Raw genomic sequence first — 19,258 nt, 5'->3', positions numbered from 1 at the left:
CAAGCATCCCCCAATCAGTCCCCTCTCCCTCCGGGAGAGGGCTAGGGTGAGGGTAGCTTTTGAACGTTACGCTCAGCGTAATGATTCACCACCCAGCTTGATTGATGCCCTCACCACACACGCCTAACTTGGCTCCACGACAGCGAACCCCGTGGAGTGAGCATGACAACAACAATTTCCCCCGACTCGCGCTGGACGCGGCGGCGTGACGAGAAGCAGCGCCGGCTCGACAAGGTGCGCGGGCTCGCCGATGGCGCGGTGTTGCCTAGCGACAAGATCGTCGCCGCGCTCGAAGCGCTGATCCATCCCGGCGACCGCGTGGTGCTGGAGGGCAACAACCAGAAGCAGGCGGATTTCCTCTCGCGTTCGCTGGCCAAGGCCGACCCGGCCAAGCTCCACGATCTGCACATGATCATGCCCAGCGTCGGCCGCTCCGAGCACCTTGATTTGTTCGAACGCGGCATCGCCCGCAAGCTCGATTTCTCCTTCGCCGGCACCCAGAGCCTGCGCATCAGCCAATTGCTCGAAGATGGCTTGCTCGAAGTCGGCGCCATTCACACGTACATCGAACTCTACGCCCGCCTCGTCGTGGACCTGATCCCCAACGTTGTGCTCTCGGCCGGCTTCATGGCCGACCGCGCTGGCAACATCTACACCGGCCCGAGCACCGAAGACACCCCCGCACTGATCGAACCGGCGGCGTTCAGCGACGGTATCGTTATCGTCCAGGTCAACCAATTGGTCGATGACGTCAGCGAGCTGCCTCGCGTAGACATCCCGGCGTCGTGGGTCGATTTCGTTGTGGTCGCCGACAAGCCGTTCTACATCGAACCGCTGTTCACCCGCGACCCACGCCACATCAAGCCTGTGCACGTGCTGATGGCGATGATGGCGATTCGCGGGATCTACGAAAAACACAATGTGCAGTCACTCAACCACGGCATCGGTTTCAACACCGCCGCCATCGAACTGATCCTGCCGACCTACGGCGAATCCCTCGGTTTGAAAGGCAAGATCTGCCGCAACTGGACGCTCAACCCGCACCCGACGCTGATCCCGGCGATTGAAAGCGGCTGGGTCGAGAGCGTGCATTGCTTCGGCACCGAACTGGGCATGGAAAACTACATTGCCGCTCGGCCGGATGTGTTCTTCACTGGCCGCGACGGCTCGCTGCGTTCCAACCGCATGGTCTGCCAACTGGCCGGGCAATACGCGGTGGATCTGTTTATCGGCGCGACGTTGCAAGTCGACGGCGACGGCCATTCCTCGACGGTGACTCGGGGCCGTCTCGCCGGTTTCGGTGGTGCGCCAAACATGGGCCACGACCCGCGCGGCCGCCGTCACGGCACCCCGGCGTGGCTGGACATGCGCCACGCCGACGGGCCGCAACCGATGCTCGAACGCGGCAAGAAACTCGTGGTGCAAATGGTCGAGACCTTCCAGGAGGGCGGCAAACCGACCTTTGTCGAAACGCTCGACGCGGTGGAAGTGGCGAAGAAAAGCGGCATGCCGCTGGCGCCGATCATGATCTACGGCGACGACGTCACCCACCTGCTCACCGAAGAAGGCATCGCCTACCTGTACAAGGCGCGCTCGCTGGAAGAGCGCCAGGCGATGATCGCGGCGGTTGCCGGGGTTACCGCCATCGGCCTGCGGCACAACCCGAAAGACACCGAACGCATGCGCCGCGAAGGCCTGATCGCCTTGCCCGAAGACCTCGGCATCCGCCGCACCGACGCCACCCGCGAATTGCTCGCGGCGAAAAGCGTCGCCGATCTGGTCGAGTGGTCCGGTGGCCTGTACAACCCGCCCGCCAAATTCAGGAGCTGGTAATGCACGCATTCAACCTGCAAGCGAAACCGCTGTCCCTGGCTGACCGCTTGGCCGATCTGGCGGTGGACGCGCTGATCGACGAAGCCGATCTGTCGCCGAAACCGGCGCTGGTCGACCGTCGCGGCAATGGCGCACACACCGATCTGCACCTGGGCCTGATGCACGCGTCGGCGCTGGCATTGTGGCCGGCATTCAAGGAAATGGCCGAGGCCGCACAAACCATTGGCGAAGTCGGCTTACCGTTACGCGAAGCGATTGGCCGGATCGGTCGGGAAGGTGAGCAAGCCATGCTCGCGACGACCAACGGCGTCAACACGCATCGCGGCGCGATCTGGGCGCTGGGATTATTGGTGACGGCCGCCGCGCTGCAACCGAAATCCGTCGCCCTGTGTGCCGCCCGCCTGGCACTGCTCGACGACCGCTACGCACCGACACCGCTCAGCCACGGCGCACAAGTCGCCCAGCGTTACGGCGCACGCGGTGCTCGCGAAGAAGCGCAACTGGGCTTCCCGTCCGTGCTGCAACGCGGCCTGCCGCAACTGCAGAAAAGCCGCGCCAACGGCCACGGCGAGCAGAACGCCCGGCTCGATGCGTTGCTGGCGATCATGACCCAGCTGGCCGACACCTGCGTGCTCTACCGTGCCGGGGAAACGGGCCTGCACGCCATGCAGGCCGGCGCGCAAGCGGTACTCGATGCCGGCGGCAGCGCCAGCCTCAGCGGTCGCCGGCGCCTGCACGAACTGGATCAACAACTCATCGCATTGAATGCCTCGCCCGGTGGCGCCGCTGACTTGCTCGCGGCCACGCTGCTGCTCGATCGCATCGAGCGCGACGGCATTGTTCAGGGAGCGTTTTGATGGAAAGCCTATCGTTTGAATTCCCCGCCGGGCAGCCGCCACGTGGGCGGACGCTGGTCGGTTGTGTCGGCTCGGGTGATCTGGAAGTGCTGATCGAACCGGGTCTGGCCGGCAAGCTGACGATCAACGTGCAGACCTCGGTCAACGGCGCGCAGCAGCGCTGGCAGCACCTGTTTGCGCGGATGTTCGACGGCACCACGCCACCGGCGATGGCCATCGATATCCACGATTTCGGCGCGACGCCGGGGGTGGTGCGCTTGCGTCTGGAACAGGGTTTCGAGGAGATCGGCCATGACTGACAGCGCAGCGTTGCTCAACAAACACAGTTTCGTTGAACTTGGCGCACGGCAGCGGGCGAAAGCCTTGCTCGACGCCGGGACCTTTCGCGAACTGCTTGATCCGTTTCAACGGGTCATGTCGCCATGGCTTGAGCGCCAAGGTGTGGTGCCGCAAGCCGACGACGGCGTGATCATCGCCAAGGGCAGCCTCGACGGTTTGCCGGTGGTCATCGCAGCGATTGAAGGTGCGTTTCAGGGCGGCAGCCTTGGCGAAGTCGGCGGGGCGAAGATTGCCGGTGCGCTGGAACTGGCTGCCGAAGACAACCGCAACGGCATCCCCACCCGCGCGGTATTGCTGCTGGAAACCGGTGGCGTGCGCTTGCAGGAAGCCAATCTAGGGCTGGCGGCGATTGCCGATATTCACGCGGCGATTGTCGATTTGCAGCAATACCAACCGGTGGTCGGCGTGGTCGCCGGCAGCGTCGGTTGCTTCGGCGGCATGTCGATCGCCGCAGCGCTGTGCAGTTATTTGCTGGTGACTCAGGAAGCACGCCTCGGCCTGAACGGCCCGCAGGTAATCGAGCAGGAAGCCGGGATCGAGGAATACGACTCCCGCGACCGGCCCTTCATCTGGAGCCTGACCGGCGGCGAGCAGCGTTTCAACACGGGGCTGGTGGACCGTTATGTCGGCGACGATGTGGCGCAGATTCGCCAGCAGGTTGGTGAATTGCTCCAGCAAGGCTTGCCGGCCCAACCGCGCAGTCAACGCGCCGAGTGGTTCCTGCAACGCCTGGCGAGCCTGGACACGAACGAGCAAATCGAGCCTTCGGTGGTTCGCGATCTGTATCAAGGAGAGCGCTCATGAGCGGTTATTCATTGCGCGGTTTGCACTGGTTCAATGCGCTCAGCGCTGGCGCCAGTGTCGTCGAAGGTTTGCCGCCGTCGTTGAAAGTCGCCGACGCTGAGCTCGGCCGCTTTATCGCGGTGGTCGCCGACCCGGACAATCGTTTTTCCCGCGCCCGCAATGGCGAGGTCGGTCTGCTCGAAGGCTGGGGTCTGGCCAAGGCTGTGGATGACGCGATCAGCGCCGATCGCGACAACGCGAAGAAGCGCCCGATCATCGCCATCGTCGATGTGCCGAGCCAGGCGTATGGCCGGCGCGAAGAAGCCCTCGGCATTCATCAGGCGCTGGCCGGCGCGGCGGACAGTTATGCTCGTGCGCGATTGGCCGGGCATCCGGTGATTGCGCTGCTGGTGGGCAAGGCCATGTCGGGTGCGTTTCTCGCCCACGGTTATCAGGCCAATCGCCTGATTGCTTTGCGCGATCCCGGCGTGATGGTCCACGCGATGGGCAAGGCCTCGGCGGCGCGGGTGACATTGCGCAGTATTGAAGAACTGGAAGCGCTGGCCTCGAGCGTGCCGCCGATGGCCTACGACATCGACAGCTACGCCAGCCTCGGCCTGCTCTGGGAAACCCTCTCGGTGCAGCAGATCGAACAACCGACGGCGGAAGATCTGACGCGCGTGACTGAGTGCCTCAAGCAAGCGATCAACGATGTGACCAGCACAGATTTGAAAGGGCGACTTGGTGCGAGCAATCGTGCCGCCTCCAGCAAAGTCCGCGAGTTGCTGAGGGCGCAGTGGTGAACCTGCCCCTGGCCCACGATCTGCTCTGGGGCATGACCCCGGCGCAGTTGCCGGCGGATGCGCCGCAGTGGGCGGTCGCGGCGCTGGCGGCCGGGCAACCGGTGGTGGTGCGCCGGGCCTTGAGCGAGGAAGGTCAGGTCGCGGTCGGTGTGCGCGGTGTGTTGCGCGAGCAGCGGCTGGCGGCGTTTATGGCGCTGGATTCAATTGCCTGTCGGGTCAGTCCCGAAGCCCTTTGTCATGTTGAGTGTGAGCGAGATCTGCCGGTGATGCAGGCGCTCAAACAACTGCGGCCGATGCTCGATGACTGCTGTTGGGTCTGGGGTGTCAGCGGCAGTGTCGGGTTTGAATTGGCCAGTGGTTTTGCAGCGATGCATGCGGCCAGTGATCTCGATCTGATTCTGCGTGCGCCGCAGATGATCGGCCGTGATCAGGCGCGCGAACTGGTCGCGCTATTTGATCAGACTGTGTGCCGAGTCGACATGCAATTGCAGACGCCATTCGGCGCGGTGGCGCTGCGTGAATGGGCCAACGGTTCGTCCCGAGTGCTGCTGAAAAATGCTTATCAGGCTTGTCTGGTGACGGATCCGTGGAACCCGCAGGAGCAGGCAGCGTGAGCAGTCTGCTGGTGTTTCCCGGCCAGGGCGCGCAGCAAGCGGGCATGCTCCAGCGTTTGCCAAGGGAAACGCTGGTCGAGGCCAGTGATGTGCTCGGCGAGGATGTCTTGCTGCTGGATTGTGCCGAGGCATTGCGCACGACACGAGCGGTTCAGTTGTGCCTGCTGATCGCCGGTGTCGCTGCTTCGCGGCAGTTATTGCAGGATGAACTGACTGCGGATTACGTCGCCGGCCTGTCCATCGGCGCCTACCCGGCGGCAGTGGTGGCGGGGGCCTTGAGCTTCAGCGATGCGCTGCATCTGGTCAGCCTGCGCGGTGAGCTGATGCAACAAGCCTATCCACAGGGCTACGGCATGACCGCGATCATCGGCTTGCAGTTATCCACCGTCGAAACGCTGCTGGCGCAAGTGCACAGCGAAGATGCGCCGGTGTATCTGGCCAACATCAACGCCGATAACCAAGTGGTGATTGCCGGCAGCGACAAGGCCATGCACGCGGTGGCCGAACTGGCGCGCAGTCGCGGCGCCGGAGTGGCGAAGCGGCTGGCGGTGAGCGTGCCGTCGCATTGCCCATTGCTGGAAAAACCGGCGCAGGCGCTTGCCGACGCCTTCGCCAAGGTTGAACTGAAGAACCCGAAAATCGCTTATCTGAGCGGCAGTCGCGCAAGGCCTGTTGCCAAAGTCGAAGCGCTGCGTGACGACCTCGCTTTCAACATGTGCCGCGTGGTGGACTGGCGCGGCACCGTGCAAAGCGCCTACGAGCGCGGCGTACGTCTACAGATCGAACTGCCGCCCGGTGCGGTGCTGACCGGGCTGGCGCGCCGGGTGTTCGAGCAGGGCACCGTCACTGCCTTCGACAGTGCCCGCCTCGATACCCTGCAAGCGCTGTTGCGCGAGGAGGGTGGCCGCCAACTCTAAAAACGCCGCGACTCAAGCTTCGAACAACAAAAACAACATTCGACGATGCACTTTGAGGACTACAACAATGATTATTTACGGTGTGGCATTTCTCGCCTTTTGCACGCTGGTCGGTATCTGGGTCGGTGAATTGCTCGGCAAGCTGATCGGCGTGCCGGCCAATGTCGGCGGTGTCGGTATTGCGATGCTGCTGTTGATCGGCCTGGGCAGCTATCTCTACAAGAGCGGCTGGCTCAAGGGCAAGACCGAGCAGGGCGTGGAGTTCTGGAGCGCGATCTACATCCCCATCGTGGTCGCCATGGCCGCACAGCAGAATGTCTACGGTGCGCTGAAGGGCGGGCCGATGGCGATTCTCGCCGGCACCCTCGCCGTAGTGATCGCCTTTGCTCTGGTGCCGGTGCTGACGCGCATGGGCAACAAGCAAGAGACGCCGATTGCTCCAGCCAAGACTGCGGGGTAATCGCCATGTACGAATCAATGATGAAAGTGATCACCGGCTACGGTTTGATCAGCGGCTTTTTGATTGTCGGCCTGACCATGTGGGTGTCCTACTGGATGTCCAACACTTTCACCAAGGGCCGTCTGCACGGTTCGGCGATCGCCATTCTGCTCGGGCTGGTGCTGTCGTATATCGGCGGCGCGCTGACCGGTGGGCAGAAGGGCGTGGTGGATATTCCCCTGCTGTCCGGCATCGGCCTGCTCGGCGGTGCGATGCTGCGGGATTTCGCGATTGTGGCGACGGCGTTTGGCGTGAGTGTCGATGAGCTCAAACGCGCCGGATTCGTCGGTGTGCTGGCGCTGTTTGTCGGCGTTGGCACCTCGTTCGTCGCCGGCGTCGGCGTGGCGATGGCGTTCGGCTACACCGATGCGGTGAGCCTGACCACCATTGGCGCCGGTGCCGTGACTTATATCGTTGGCCCGGTGACCGGTGCGGCGATTGGTGCCAGCTCCGAGGTGATGGCGCTGTCGATTGCGGCGGGGCTGATCAAGGCGATTCTGGTGATGGTGATGACACCGTTCGTGGCACCGATGATCGGCCTGAACAATCCGCGCAGCGCGGTGATTTTCGGTGGGTTGATGGGCACCTCCAGCGGTGTTGCCGGAGGCCTGGCGGCCACCGATCCGAAGCTGGTGCCGTACGGTTGCCTGACGGCGGCGTTCTACACCGCGCTCGGGTGTCTGCTTGGGCCTTCGCTGTTGTTTCTGGCGATGCGCGGGTTGATGGGTTAGTCAATTCAAGCTGCCCTCACCCTAACCCTCTCCCGGAGGGAGAGGGGACTGACCGAGTTGTTCTGGCGTTATACATCGACCTGAAATTTCTAAGTCGAACTCAGGTTCTGAAAAAGCCCCCGATCTGCTCCCTTTCCCCCTCTACCCCTTGGGGGAGAGGGCTGGGGTGAGGGGGTAGCTCTTGATTTTGATCTTGATCTAAACCCCAGCCTGCCGATTGGCATACATCCGACACTCCGCCAGCAACGCCAGCAGATTCGGATCACGCTCCTTGGCCTTGAGAAACACCACGCCAATGTGCTGCTGCAACCGGTACTTCTCCTGCAACGGAATCAGCTTCACCCGATTCTCGTACACCGCCGCAATCCGCCCCGGCAACAAGGCGTACCCCACCCCTGAGCTGACCATGCTCAGCAGGGTGAAGATGTCATTGACCTGCATCGCCACCTTCGGCTCGAACCCTGCTTGCTTGAATACCCGCACACCGTCCTGATGCGTGGCGAAGCCCTGGGTCAGGGTGATGAAGGTTTCATCGCGCACTTCCGCCAGATCGACTTCACTGCGCTGAGCGAATTTTGAATCCGCCGGGGTGGCGAGGAAGATGTCGTCGGAGAACAGCGCAATCTGTTCGCAATCGGGGTCGTTGATGCTGTCGTCCAGCGACACCAGAATCGCGTCGACTTCCATGTTTTTCAGCTTGTAGAGCAGGTCGATGTTCGAGCCGAGGATCAGGTCGATGTTGAGTTCGCTGCGGCGGATTTTCAGGCCCATGATCAGCTGCGGCACGGTTTTCACCGTCAGCGAATACAGCGAGCCGAGCTTGAAGCGCTCGGCGGAGAACCCGGCGGCTTCGCGGGTCAGGCGCACGCTGTCGACGACGTCGTTGATCAGCTTCTGCGCACGTTCTTCCAGCACATAAGCGCTTTCCAGCGGCGTCAGGTTGCGCCCTTCGTGTTTGAACAGCGGGCAGCGCAGAGCATTTTCCAAAGAGTGAATGGCGCGGTGCACGCTGACGTTGCTGGTCTGCAGTTCAGCGGCGGCGCGGGCGAGGTTGCCGGTGCGCATGAAGGCGAGGAACACCTCGAGTTTTTTCAGGGTCAATTCTTCGTCGATCAGCATGGCGCGGACTCTTTTTTTTAATGCGCCGATTGTGCCCAATTCCCGCGGGCCGCGCAGGCGAGGTTGAACAGAAACATTGCGCTTTTACGCTCAAGGCCCGAGCCTTGCGAGCTGCGGTAACGAATGTGAGGTGAGCAATACATGTATCACGGGGAAAAACTCAACGCCTGGACCCATCTGGTCGGGGCCATCGCCGCGTTTATCGGCGGCGTGTGGATGCTGGTGATTGCCAGCCTCGACGGCAGTCCGTGGAAGATCGTCAGCGTAGCCATTTACGCCTTCACTTTGCTGGTGCTCTACAGCGCCTCGACCGTGTACCACAGCGTGCGCGGGCGCAAGAAAGCGATTATGAAGAAGGTCGATCATTTCTCGATCTACCTGTTGATCGCCGGCAGCTACACGCCGTTCTGTCTGGTGACGTTACGCGGGCCGTGGGGCTGGACGCTGTTCGGGATTGTCTGGGGGCTGGCGCTGATCGGCATCCTGCAAGAGATCAAACCGCGTTCCGAGGCGCGGATTCTGTCGATCGTGATTTACGCGGTGATGGGCTGGATCGTGCTGGTCGCGGTCAAACCGCTGATTGCCGCACTGGGCACAGCGGGGTTTGCCTGGCTGGCATCGGGCGGGGTTTTGTATACGGTGGGGATTATCTTTTTTGCCCTCGATCACCGCCTGCGGCATGCCCATGGCATCTGGCATCTGTTTGTGATCGCGGGAAGTCTGCTGCACTTTGTGGCGATTCTGTTTTACGTCCTGTAAATGCAATCCCTGTGGGAGCGAGCCTGCTCGCGAAGGCGTCAGGTCAGCCAACACCTTCGTTGAATGAAACACCGCTTTCGCGAGCAGGCTCGCTCCCACAATAAATCTTCAGTGAACTCTGGTTTTGTGAACACCCTAGATCCAATGTGGGAGCGAGCCTGCTCGCGAAGGGGCCTTAGAAGTCACCCCACAGTTGCTGGGCCACCGCCAACGCCACCACCGGCGCGGTCTCGGTGCGCAACACGCGCGGGCCGAGGCGGGCGGCGTGGAAGCCATTGCCTTTGGCCTGCTCGACTTCGCCATCCGTCAACCCACCTTCCGGTCCGATCAGAAACGCCAGCGTCGCCGGTTTGGCATGGCTGACCAGCGGTTCTGCGACCGGATGCAGCACCAGTTTCAATTCGGCTTCGGTCTGCTTGAGCCAGTCCGCCAGCAATACTGGTGGATGAATCACCGGCACCCGTGAACGCCCGCACTGTTCGCAGGCACTGATCGCCACTTGGCGCCAGTGCAGCAAGCGCTTGTCGGCGCGTTCGTCCTTGAGCCGCACTTCGCAGCGTTCGCTGAAGATCGGGGTGATTTGCGTCACGCCGAGTTCAGTGGCTTTCTGAATCGCCCAGTCCATGCGCTCGCCCCGGGACAGGCCCTGGCCGAGGTGGATCTGCAGCGGCGATTCGATTTGTCCGGCGAACTGCTCGTCGATCTGCACGACCACGCGCTTCTTGCCGACTTCGACGAGCGATCCGCGAAACTCATGGCCGGAACCGTCGAACAACTGCACCGCATCGCCTTCGGCCATGCGCAGGACGCGGCTGATGTAATGCGCCTGAGCCTCCGGCAGTTCGTGTTCGCCAGTGCTCAGCGGGGCGTCGATAAAGAAGCGGGACAGTCTCATGCGGGGTCTCTGTAAAAAGTGTAAAAGTCTGGCGGCCCTATCGCTGGCAAGCCAGCTCCCACAAGGACTTGCGCAGGACCTGTGGGAGCTGGCTTGCCAGCGATGACGGTAGTCCGTTCACCGCTGAAGCTTAAGTGAAATAGATCAGCCCGGATCGCGGAAGCCGGGATGGAAGTCTTTCGGCACCGCAACACTGACGCTGTCACGCGTAGCAATATCAATACCTTCACTGGCCACTTCGGCCAGAAAGTCGATCTGCTCCGGGGTGATCACATACGGCGGCAGGAAATACACCACGCTGCCCAGTGGCCGCAACAACGCGCCACGTTCAAGCGCATGTTGGAAGACCTTCAAACCGCGACGCTCCTGCCAAGGGTAGGCCTCTTTGGTGGCTTTATCCTTGACCATCTCGATGGCCAGGACCATGCCGGTCTGGCGCACTTCCGACACATTCGGATGATCCACCAGATGCGCGGTCGCCGAGGCCATGCGTTGAGCGAGGGCCTGGTTGTTCTCTATGACGTTGTCCTGCTCGAAGATGTCCAGGGTCGCCAATGCCGCAGCGCAGGCCAGCGGGTTGCCGGTGTAGCTGTGCGAATGGAGGAAGGCGCGCAGGGTCGGGTAGTCGTCGTAGAAGGCGCTGTAGACCTCGTCGGTGGTCAGGCACGCGGCCAGCGGCAGGTAGCCGCCGGTGAGGGCTTTCGACAGGCAGAGGAAGTCCGGGCGGATGCCGGCCTGTTCGCAGGCGAACATCGTTCCGGTGCGGCCGAAGCCGACGGCGATTTCGTCGTGGATCAGGTGCACGCCGTAACGGTCGCAGGCCTCGCGCAACAGCTTGAGGTAGACCGGGTGATACATGCGCATGCCGCCCGCGCCCTGAATCAACGGCTCGACGATCACTGCCGCGACGCTGTCATGATTCTCTGCCAGCGTCTGTTCCATGGCCGCGAACATATTGCGTGAGTGTTCTTCCCAGCTCATGCCGTCGGGCCGGCCGTAGCAATCCGGGCTCGGCACTTTGATGGTGTCCATCAGCAGCGCTTTGTAGGTCTCGGTGAACAGCGGCACATCGCCGACCGCCATCGCCGCCATGGTCTCGCCGTGATAGCTGTTGGTCAGGGTGACGAAGCGCTTCTTGTTCGGTTGGCCGCGATTGAGCCAGTAGTGAAAGCTCATCTTCAGCGCGACTTCGATGCAGGACGAGCCGTTATCGGCGTAGAACACCCGGTTCAGGCCTTGCGGGGTCATCTTCACCAGGCGCTCGGACAGCTCGATCACCGGCTGATGGCTGAAACCGGCAAGGATCACGTGTTCGAGTTGATCGACCTGATCCTTGATGCGCTGGTTGATGCGCGGGTTGGCGTGGCCGAACACGTTGACCCACCAGGAACTGACTGCGTCGAGGTAGCGCTTGCCTTCGAAGTCTTCGAGCCAGACGCCTTCGCCACGCTTGATCGGGATCAGCGGCAGCTGTTCGTGGTCTTTCATCTGGGTGCAGGGATGCCACAACACCGCGAGATCGCGTTGCATCCACTGGTTATTCAGGCCCATTTACAGTCTCCTCGAGGCGGCTCGCGTCAGGCGCGGGCGAACAATCGCGCAAGCCTATGCAATGCATCGCGCGGGAACAACCCATTGTGTCGATTGAGCTACTTTGTCTGAGCCGATAGACGTCGCTGGCGGCGTTTTGATGGCTAACGTATTCTTCGCGGTTCTTTGAGTCGTCTGACTCGCAAAACTGCTTTTCCCACATGTTTTTCCGGAGTTCGCTGAATGTCTGTCGGTTGGCTGCGCGCCTGTGCGCTGGTGATGTTGGGGCTGTTCAGCGTTACGGCGCTGGCCAAGGATAAAACCGCAATCGTGATCGGCGGCGGCCTGTCGGGTCTGACCGCTGCTTACGAACTGCAGAACAAAGGCTGGCAGGTCACCCTGCTGGAAGCCAAACCGAGCCTGGGCGGCCGCTCGGGCATGGCCACCAGCGAGTGGATCGGCAACGACAAGACTCAGCCGGTGCTGAACAAATACGTGTCGACCTTCAAGCTCGGCACCACGCCGGCGCCGGAATTCGTGCGTACGCCGGGTTATCTGATCGACGGCGATTATTTCTCCGCCGCTGATCTGGCCACCAAACAGCCAGCCACCGCCGATGCGCTCAAGCGCTACCAGAAAACCCTCGACGATCTGGCGCGCTCGATCGACGACCCGCAGAACCCGGCGGCGACCGCCACCCTGCATGCACTGGACCAGATCACCGTATCGAGCTGGCTCGACAAGCAGAACCTGCCGGCCACCGCGCGTCAGTTGATCAACCAGGACATTCGCACCCACTACGACGAACCTTCGCGTCTGTCGCTGCTGTATTTCGCTCAGCAGAACCGCGTCTATCGCGGCGTTTCCGACCGCGACCTGCGCGCCTCGCGTCTGGTCGGCGGCAGCCAGGTCCTGGCCCAGGCCTTCGTCAAACAGATCAAGACCATCAAGACCAGCTCGCCGGTCTCGGCCATCATCCAGGACAAGGACGGTGTGACCGTCAAAGTCGGCAGCGTCGGCTATCAGGCCGACTACGTTGTGCTGGCGGTGCCATTGCGCGCGCTGAACAAGATCGCCCTGACCCCTGCGCTGGATGCTCAGCACCTGGCGGCGATCAAAGGCACCAACTACGGCTGGCGCGACCAGATCATGCTGAAGTTCAAGACGCCAGTGTGGGAAAGCAAATCGCGCATGTCCGGCGAGATCTACAGCAATACCGGTCTGGGCATGCTCTGGATCGAACCGGCACTGAAGGGCGGCGCCAACGTGGTGATCAACCTGTCCGGCGATAACGCCCGTGTGATGCAGGCGTTCGGCGACAAGCAGATGGTCGATCAGGTGCTGATCCGTCTGCACGCGTTTTACCCACAGGCCCGTGGCTCGTTCACCGGTTATGAAATCCGTCGCTACAGCACCGATCCGTCGATGGGCGGCGCCTACCTGGCTTACGGCCCGGGGCAGATCAGCAAGTTCTGGCGCCTGTGGGAACGTCCGCTGCAACGCGTAGCGTTTGCCGGTGAACACACCGACACCTTGTACCCGGGCACTCTGGAAGGCGCACTGCGCACCGGCCAGCGCGCGGCTAGCCAGGTTGAAGATCTGGCGGCAGGCAAGTCGTTCGAACCGGCCAAAGTGGTTCCGGCTGCAGCTGCGGCAGGCGCGGCGGGTGCGGTAGCGGCGAAGAAGGGCAACTTCTTCAGCAACCTGTTCGGCGGTTCGGATGACGAGAAGAAGCCAGAGCCTGTGAAAGCGCCAGAGCCAGCACCTGCTCCGGCCGCTCCAGCGCCTGCACCGACCCCGGCACCTGCGCCAGCGCCGGTGGAAGCACCGAAGCCAGCGGCCCCGGTAAAAGCCGAGCCGGCGAAAAAAGCAGCGGCCAAGCCAGCGGCGAAGAAACCGGCGGCAAAAACCGAAACGAAAAAGCCGGCGGCCAAACCGGCGGCGAAGAAGGCTGAACCGGCGAAGAAGGCTGAACCGGCGAAGAAGCCAGCGGCCAAGCCTGCTGCAACGACCGAGAGACCAAGGCGCAGTAAGGCTTTGTTCACATGAAAACGCGGCCCTCGGGTCGCGTTTTTTTTACCCTGCGTTTCAGTCCTTCGTCATCCGGTTACGGGACTTACCGGCGTACCGGAGCCTTCCCACAAGATGCTCGGAATGAGGTGATAGCGGCTGCCAGCGCGCCAATTTTATGCTGGAAAAAATTGGAGGCATGCTATGAAAACGCTTATCGCGATACTGGTTTTGATTGCACTTTCCGGATGTAGCAACGGGCAATTTTTCCCCGGCGGCTATGGTTCTGAACTGGCGCACAAGTGCCACATAGACCCCTACAGTGCCGAATGCCTGCAACCGCCGGCAGTACTTCATAACTGATCGGCCATGAATGGCTGGTCAGTCAAAACTCCCACTTGAAGAATTCTGTCCCGTTCGGCAGTTTCCTCAGCCACTTTTGCTTGGGTTTGCGCAGGCGCCCGGGAATGAAACCGAAACGCGCCCAGCGCAGACTGCCCGTGCGCTGGTCGTAAATCACCAGGTTTCCATCGTCCTGCACAGTCATGTATGTGTTGTACCAAAGCGACTTGTCGGTGCTGTGCGTGCTTTCCGCGATCCATAATCGTCGCCTGGAGGGGTCATAAAGAAAGCCGCTGTTGCTGATCACAAACTGCAGCGGCTCGCGCATCTTCTTCGGGTGCAAAGTTGCGCTGTAAGGTTGATTGGCGTCGGCGATCCAGATGATCGCCTCACCGTCCTTGAGCACGAGGTTCCCGTCGCTTTGCAGCATCAGACGAAATCGACCGTTGTCGGATTGCAGGAATTGGCCCGCAGACATCGTTTGATTGGGCGGCAGTACAGAAGAACCACTTGCTTGAAAGGGCGTATATCGCAGAGCCATGTTTTCGTGCCTGTTTGAATAATGAAAAGAAGCATCATTCGAGCAGGTTTGAATTGCGCATCAGCGGTACATAGTTATCAGGGTCGAGTTTCGCCGTCTGCGTGTGCATAGATGACGATGGTCAATGCAGCCCCCGTCATCTGTACAAGCGCTCCACGCAGGAATCGCCTTTAATCCTTCCTTAACACCTCGCTCGCAGACTCTTGATCGTATTTATCGATATTTCAAAGCAAAATTTTCCGCTTTAATTCGATAGATAACTCGCTAGTCTTGGTTCGCAGTTCTCACAGGATTTGGGCAATGCAGCTACGTAACTCTTCTTCGCGCTATGGTTGGGTCAGCATCTTCATGCACTGGGGCGTGGCGCTGGCGGTCTTCGGGCTGTTTGCGCTGGGTCTGTGGATGGTTGGGCTGGATTACTACAGTACCTGGCGCAAAGACGCGCCGGATCTGCACAAGAGCATCGGTCTGGTGCTGCTTGGTGTGATGGTGTTGCGGGTGCTGTGGCGCTTCATCAGCCCGCCGCCGCCAACGCTGCAAAGCTACAGCCGCATGACCCGTATCGGCGCTAAATTCGGCCACGGGTTTCTGTATCTGGCGCTGTTCGCTGTGATGATTGCCGGTTACCTGATTTCCACCGCAGACGGTGTCGGGATCCCGGTGTTTGGCCTGTTTGAAGTACCTGCTCTGCTCTCCGGACTACCGGATCAGGCAGATACCGCTGGGGTGATTCATCTGTGGCTGGCGTGGGCACTGGTAATTTTTTCCGGTCTCCATGCGTTGGCAGCATTGAAGCACCACTTTATCGATCGTGATGCGACCCTCACCCGAATGCTCGGTCGCAAAGCCTGAAATTCAACCTCGACTCAAAGGAAAAGAAAGCATGTTGAAAAAGACTCTGGCCGCTCTGGCAATCGGTTCGGCCGTGCTGTCCGCCAACGTAATGGCTGCTGACTATGTAGTAGACAAGGAAGGCCAACACGCCTTCGTCGACTTCAAGATCAGCCACCTGGGCTACAGCTACATCACCGGTACCTTCAAGGACATCGACGGCAAGTTCAGCTTCGACGCTGCCAAGCCTGAAGACAGCAAGATCGAGTTCAACGTCAACACTGCCAGCGTGTTCACCAACCACGCCGAGCGCGACAAGCACATCGCCAGCGCTGACTTCCTCAACGCCAGCAAGTTCGGCAAGGCTACTTTCGTATCCACCAGCGTCAAGTCCACCGGTGCCAACACCGCTGACGTGACCGGCGACCTGACTCTGCTGGGCGTAACCAAGCCGGTTGTCGTCAAGGCGACCTTCCTGGGCGAAGGCAAGGATCCATGGGGCGGCTACCGTGCCGGCTTCGAAGGCACCACCACCATCAAGCGTTCCGATTTCGGCAAGCAGAAAGACCTCGGTCCTAAGTCCGACGCGGTCGAGCTGTATGTTTCGTTTGAAGGTGTGAAAGCGAAATAACTTTCGCCGCCACATGAAAACGCCCCCGGTCGAAAGGTCGGGGGCGTTTTTTTTGTCATAACACGCTATTCCTTGTGGGAGCGAGCCTGCTCGCGAAAGCGGTGTGTCAATCGGCAAAGATTCAGCTGACCCGCCGCCTTCGCGAGCAGGCTCGCTCCCACAGGGGTATTGCGGTATGGCAGAGATAATCGAGGTAAAAAAATGCCCCGGCTCTTTCGAGTCGGGGCATTTTCATGGCGGGTTAAAACTCAGCGATTGCGGGTCAGCAGTGCTGGTTTCTCGCCACGCGGGCGGCTTGGCAGTTGATCGAGTTGCTCAGGCGTCGGGAAGCGGTCGGCTTTCGATTCCTTGTGCATGATCTTCGGACCGTTGCTGCGCGGATTCTGCACGGCCGGTTCGCTGCGAGGCTGATCGTCACGGGCCGGGCGGCGATTGCGCGGCGCGGATTCGTCGCGACGACCCTGACCGTCACGCGGAGCGCCATTGCGCGGGCCGCTGCGTTTGGCCGGTGGCGTGCCGGTGCTCGAACCGTTGCTGTTGCGCGGACCGTTCTGGCGACCCTGTGGCTGACCACCGCGTGGTGCGCCAGCGCCTTGCGCCGGTGCGCCCGGACGACGGCCACGGCCACCGGCAGGAGCGGCTTTCGGCACGTAGTCGACGCGGTTACCGAAGTTATCGATATCGTCGTCGAGGAATTCGTCCGGGGCACGGTCAGCCGCTGCACGCGGTGGCTGGCTCGGGCGCTGGTCGCGGCTCGGGGTGCCTTCGCGCGGTTTCTGCTGACGGGCAGGGCGCTCGCCACGTTCACCGGCCGGTTTTTCCTTGCCCTTGTCTTTGCCTTTGTCCTTGCGACCACCACCACCGCCGCCGCCATTCGGACCGTCGCCACGCGGGCCACGGGAATTGCGCGGGTTGCGGATGTCCGGACGCTCGCGGGCTTCCGGCTTCTCGGCTTCGATGGTGCTGGAGTCGAAGCCCATCAGATCGCCGTCGGCAATCTTCTGCTTGGTCATGCGCTCGATGCTTTTCAGCAGTTTTTCTTCGTCCGGCGCGACCAGCGAGATCGCCTCGCCCGAACGACCGGCGCGGCCGGTACGGCCGATACGGTGCACATAGTCTTCATCGACGTTCGGCAGCTCGAAGTTGACCACATGCGGCAACTGATCGATGTCCAGGCCACGGGCAGCGATGTCGGTGGCAACCAGAATGCGTACTTCGCCGGCCTTGAAGTCGGCCAGGGCTTTGGTGCGCGCGTTCTGGCTCTTGTTACCGTGGATCGCCACAGCCGGCAGGCCGTGTTTGTCCAGGTATTCAGCGAGACGGTTGGCGCCGTGCTTGGTGCGGGTGAAGACCAGCACCTGTTCCCACGCGCCGGCGGTGATCAGGTGCGCCAGCAGCGCACGCTTGTGGCTGGCCGGCAGGCGGAACACGCGTTGTTCGATGCGCTCGACCGTGGTGTTTGGCGGCGTGACTTCGATGCGTTCCGGGTTGTGCAGCAGCTTGCCGGCGAGGTCGGTGATGTCTTTGGAGAAGGTCGCCGAGAACAGCAGGTTCTGACGCTTGGCCGGCAGACGCGCGAGGACTTTCTTCACGTCGTGGACAAAACCCATGTCGAGCATGCGGTCGGCTTCGTCGAGAACGAGAATTTCCACGTGGGACAGATCGACGCTGCCCTGGCCGGCGAGGTCGAGCAAGCGACCCGGGCAGGCGACGAGAACGTCGACGCCACGGGACATGGCCTGGACCTGCGGGTTCATGCCGACGCCGCCGAAGATGCAGGCGCTGACGAATTTCAGGTCACGGGCGTAGATCTTGAAGCTCTCGTGCACCTGGGCCGCGAGTTCGCGGGTCGGGGTCAGGACCAGCACGCGAGGTTGGCGCGGGCCGTGACGCTGGGATTTGTCCGGGTGACCGTTGGGGAACAACCGCTCCAGAATCGGGAGGGCGAAGCCGCCGGTTTTACCGGTACCTGTCTGAGCCGCCACCATCAGGTCGCGACCTTGCAACACGGCGGGAATGGCCCGCTGTTGCACCGGAGTAGGCTCGGTATAGCCCGCATCTTCGATGGCACGGACTAAAGCCTCGGAGAGACCGAGGGAAGCAAAGGACATGAGTAATCCTGTTTTAGTTAGGGCTTGGCCCAATGGGAGTCTTGCCTGGCGCGAATCACGTTTAAGAGGACGCAATCCCGTCCGGTCCAGCGGCGGTTCCGAAGGCACGTCAGGAGCGCTCGCGCGGGCTGGAAGCTGCGCTGTAGCGGGTCGAGAGGCCTGTTACGGTTCCGGGCGTCCGGGCGTGAGCCTGGCGGGAACGCCGGAGTATAACAGAGCAATCACTGCGCGCTGCTTTCCTGCTGCTCAACGGTTTCGCCGCTGGCCGTGGCCGAGCGCAGTGATGCGCTATCGACAGGCGCGGCACCGTAGCGCGCGCTGAGCTCGGCGTAGGCCGGTTCGCGCTTGAAACGCTTGAGCTCGGCACCGAAACGCTGCACCAGCAAATCCATGCCGGCATTGCGCCGAACTGCAAGAAACTGGCTCTGACGGCTGATAACCGTCGGGTTTTCCGTGATCAGATCGCGAATATTCAGCTCATCGAGCAAATGCTGACCGACGCGGCGATCGGTGATCAGCAGGTCGATCCGCCCGCGCACCAGTTTGCCGAAATTGGCTTCATGAGTTGGCGCCGGCTCACGGGTAAACAGGTCCGACTGGCTGAAGTCAGGGCTGTACAGATAACCCGGCGAGGTGCCGATGGTCAGGCCTTTGAGTTGTTCGAGGGTGTTGAATGGATGCGGCCGCTCGTTGGCGTAGAACATCACGAATTCGACGTCGGACAGCGGTTCGCTGGGGTAGAGCAGAGTGGCGTCGCGTTCGGCGCTGTGAAAGATGTCCAGCGCACCGTCGGCTTGACCGGTCTCGAGCATCGACAGGCAGCGCTTCCACGGCAGGAACTGCCATTCCACTTCAATGCCCAGGCGCTGGAACACGATGGCGGTGGTTTCGTAGTCAAGACCGAGGTTTTTACCACCCTGTTCGTAGACGTAAGGCGCCCACGGCTCGGTGACAATACGCAACTTCTCCCCCCGAGCGGCGACGCTCAGGCAAGTCAGAAGAATAACGCTCAGCAGTTGGGCAATAAGGGGCATGGCCTGAGGTTAGTACGCGAAACGCCTGATGAGAAGCTCTGGCATGCATGTTTCGCGCAGACCCCGGGCGCAATGGCCG

The 19,258-nt window shown here is 61.5% G+C and carries 19 protein-coding genes; 13 read left to right on the top strand and 6 right to left on the bottom strand.

The features are described 5' to 3' along the window. Positions 1-162: 162 nt before the first annotated feature. The 9 genes from mdcA (at position 163) to madM (ending at position 7,376) form a co-directional block, all read left to right on the top strand. On the top strand, positions 163-1,833 hold the full coding sequence (gene mdcA / locus ACZ9BE_RS22610) for a malonate decarboxylase subunit alpha (RefSeq protein ID WP_016772750.1): 1,671 nt from the start codon (positions 163-165) through the stop codon (positions 1,831-1,833). Next, positions 1,833-2,690 (top strand): triphosphoribosyl-dephospho-CoA synthase, encoded by an 858-nt coding sequence (locus ACZ9BE_RS22605; protein WP_375122814.1) that lies wholly within the window; start codon positions 1,833-1,835, stop codon positions 2,688-2,690. The genes mdcA and ACZ9BE_RS22605 overlap by 1 nt, the downstream gene beginning before the upstream one ends. Next, complete coding sequence (locus ACZ9BE_RS22600; RefSeq protein ID WP_476249958.1) at positions 2,690-2,989, top strand: malonate decarboxylase subunit delta; 300 nt, start codon at positions 2,690-2,692, stop codon at positions 2,987-2,989. The genes ACZ9BE_RS22605 and ACZ9BE_RS22600 overlap by 1 nt, the downstream gene beginning before the upstream one ends. Beyond that, positions 2,982-3,833, top strand: a complete 852-nt coding sequence (locus ACZ9BE_RS22595; RefSeq protein ID WP_252882813.1) for a biotin-independent malonate decarboxylase subunit beta — start codon at positions 2,982-2,984, stop codon at positions 3,831-3,833. Before ACZ9BE_RS22600 ends, ACZ9BE_RS22595 begins: the two co-directional genes overlap by 8 nt. Further along, entirely contained in the window at positions 3,830-4,615 is a 786-nt protein-coding gene (gene mdcE / locus ACZ9BE_RS22590; RefSeq protein WP_476249957.1) for a biotin-independent malonate decarboxylase subunit gamma, read from the top strand. The genes ACZ9BE_RS22595 and mdcE overlap by 4 nt, the downstream gene beginning before the upstream one ends. Further along, a complete protein-coding gene (locus tag ACZ9BE_RS22585) occupies positions 4,609-5,229 on the top strand; it encodes a malonate decarboxylase holo-ACP synthase (protein WP_476249956.1) in 621 nt (206 codons plus the stop codon). The genes mdcE and ACZ9BE_RS22585 overlap by 7 nt, the downstream gene beginning before the upstream one ends. After that, positions 5,226-6,146: a malonate decarboxylase subunit epsilon gene (mdcH, locus tag ACZ9BE_RS22580; protein WP_252879030.1), complete on the top strand. Its 921-nt coding sequence runs from the start codon at positions 5,226-5,228 to the stop codon at positions 6,144-6,146. Before ACZ9BE_RS22585 ends, mdcH begins: the two co-directional genes overlap by 4 nt. Before the next feature lie 67 nt (positions 6,147-6,213). Continuing rightward, positions 6,214-6,606 (top strand): malonate transporter subunit MadL, encoded by a 393-nt coding sequence (madL, locus tag ACZ9BE_RS22575; RefSeq protein ID WP_016772756.1) that lies wholly within the window; start codon positions 6,214-6,216, stop codon positions 6,604-6,606. A 5-nt stretch (positions 6,607-6,611) separates the two neighbouring features. Next, positions 6,612-7,376 carry a malonate transporter subunit MadM gene (madM, locus tag ACZ9BE_RS22570; RefSeq protein WP_041476796.1) on the top strand — a complete coding sequence of 255 codons (765 nt, stop codon included), beginning with the start codon at positions 6,612-6,614 and terminating at the stop codon, positions 7,374-7,376. 198 nt (positions 7,377-7,574) lie between these two features. Here the strand turns inward: madM and ACZ9BE_RS22565 are convergent, their stop codons facing one another. Beyond that, complete coding sequence (locus ACZ9BE_RS22565) at positions 7,575-8,495, bottom strand: LysR family transcriptional regulator (protein ID WP_056786436.1); 921 nt, start codon at positions 8,493-8,495, stop codon at positions 7,575-7,577. Positions 8,496-8,636: 141 nt separating this feature from the next. Between ACZ9BE_RS22565 and trhA the strand changes: the two genes are divergently transcribed. Then, positions 8,637-9,254: a PAQR family membrane homeostasis protein TrhA gene (gene trhA, locus ACZ9BE_RS22560; protein ID WP_039757573.1), complete on the top strand. Its 618-nt coding sequence runs from the start codon at positions 8,637-8,639 to the stop codon at positions 9,252-9,254. A gap of 175 nt (positions 9,255-9,429) precedes the next feature. Here trhA and ACZ9BE_RS22555 read toward each other — a convergent pair whose 3' ends face one another. Further along, positions 9,430-10,149, bottom strand: coding sequence for a 16S rRNA (uracil(1498)-N(3))-methyltransferase (locus tag ACZ9BE_RS22555; protein WP_056786439.1), 720 nt, complete (start codon positions 10,147-10,149; stop codon positions 9,430-9,432). A gap of 144 nt (positions 10,150-10,293) precedes the next feature. Then, a complete protein-coding gene (locus ACZ9BE_RS22550) occupies positions 10,294-11,700 on the bottom strand; it encodes an adenosylmethionine--8-amino-7-oxononanoate transaminase (RefSeq protein WP_056786442.1) in 1,407 nt (468 codons plus the stop codon). A gap of 222 nt (positions 11,701-11,922) precedes the next feature. On the opposite strand from ACZ9BE_RS22550, the gene ACZ9BE_RS22545 reads away from it, so the two are divergent. After that, on the top strand, positions 11,923-13,728 hold the full coding sequence (locus ACZ9BE_RS22545) for a flavin monoamine oxidase family protein (RefSeq protein WP_476249955.1): 1,806 nt from the start codon (positions 11,923-11,925) through the stop codon (positions 13,726-13,728). 346 nt (positions 13,729-14,074) lie between these two features. On the opposite strand, the gene llpB is transcribed toward ACZ9BE_RS22545, so the two are convergent. Further along, entirely contained in the window at positions 14,075-14,572 is a 498-nt protein-coding gene (gene llpB / locus ACZ9BE_RS22540) for a lectin-like bacteriocin LlpB (protein ID WP_353188107.1), read from the bottom strand. Between the two features lie 300 nt (positions 14,573-14,872). On the opposite strand from llpB, the gene ACZ9BE_RS22535 reads away from it, so the two are divergent. Beyond that, a complete protein-coding gene (locus ACZ9BE_RS22535; RefSeq protein WP_041476792.1) occupies positions 14,873-15,424 on the top strand; it encodes a cytochrome b in 552 nt (183 codons plus the stop codon). A 31-nt stretch (positions 15,425-15,455) separates the two neighbouring features. After that, positions 15,456-16,034 carry a YceI family protein gene (locus ACZ9BE_RS22530; protein ID WP_039757580.1) on the top strand — a complete coding sequence of 193 codons (579 nt, stop codon included), beginning with the start codon at positions 15,456-15,458 and terminating at the stop codon, positions 16,032-16,034. A 248-nt stretch (positions 16,035-16,282) separates the two neighbouring features. Here the strand turns inward: ACZ9BE_RS22530 and ACZ9BE_RS22525 are convergent, their stop codons facing one another. After that, the gene (locus ACZ9BE_RS22525) at positions 16,283-18,145 is read right to left on the bottom strand and encodes an RNA helicase RhlE2 (RefSeq protein WP_423663475.1); all 1,863 of its coding nucleotides are present in this window, start codon (positions 18,143-18,145) and stop codon (positions 16,283-16,285) included. Between the two features lie 221 nt (positions 18,146-18,366). After that, positions 18,367-19,179, bottom strand: a complete 813-nt coding sequence (locus ACZ9BE_RS22520; RefSeq protein WP_252868412.1) for a substrate-binding periplasmic protein — start codon at positions 19,177-19,179, stop codon at positions 18,367-18,369. Positions 19,180-19,258: the final 79 nt, after the last annotated feature.

The organism is Pseudomonas sp. TE9122, assembly GCF_056278925.1.
Note: the sequence above shows the minus strand (reverse complement) of the source record. Positions and strands in the feature narration are given on the sequence as shown.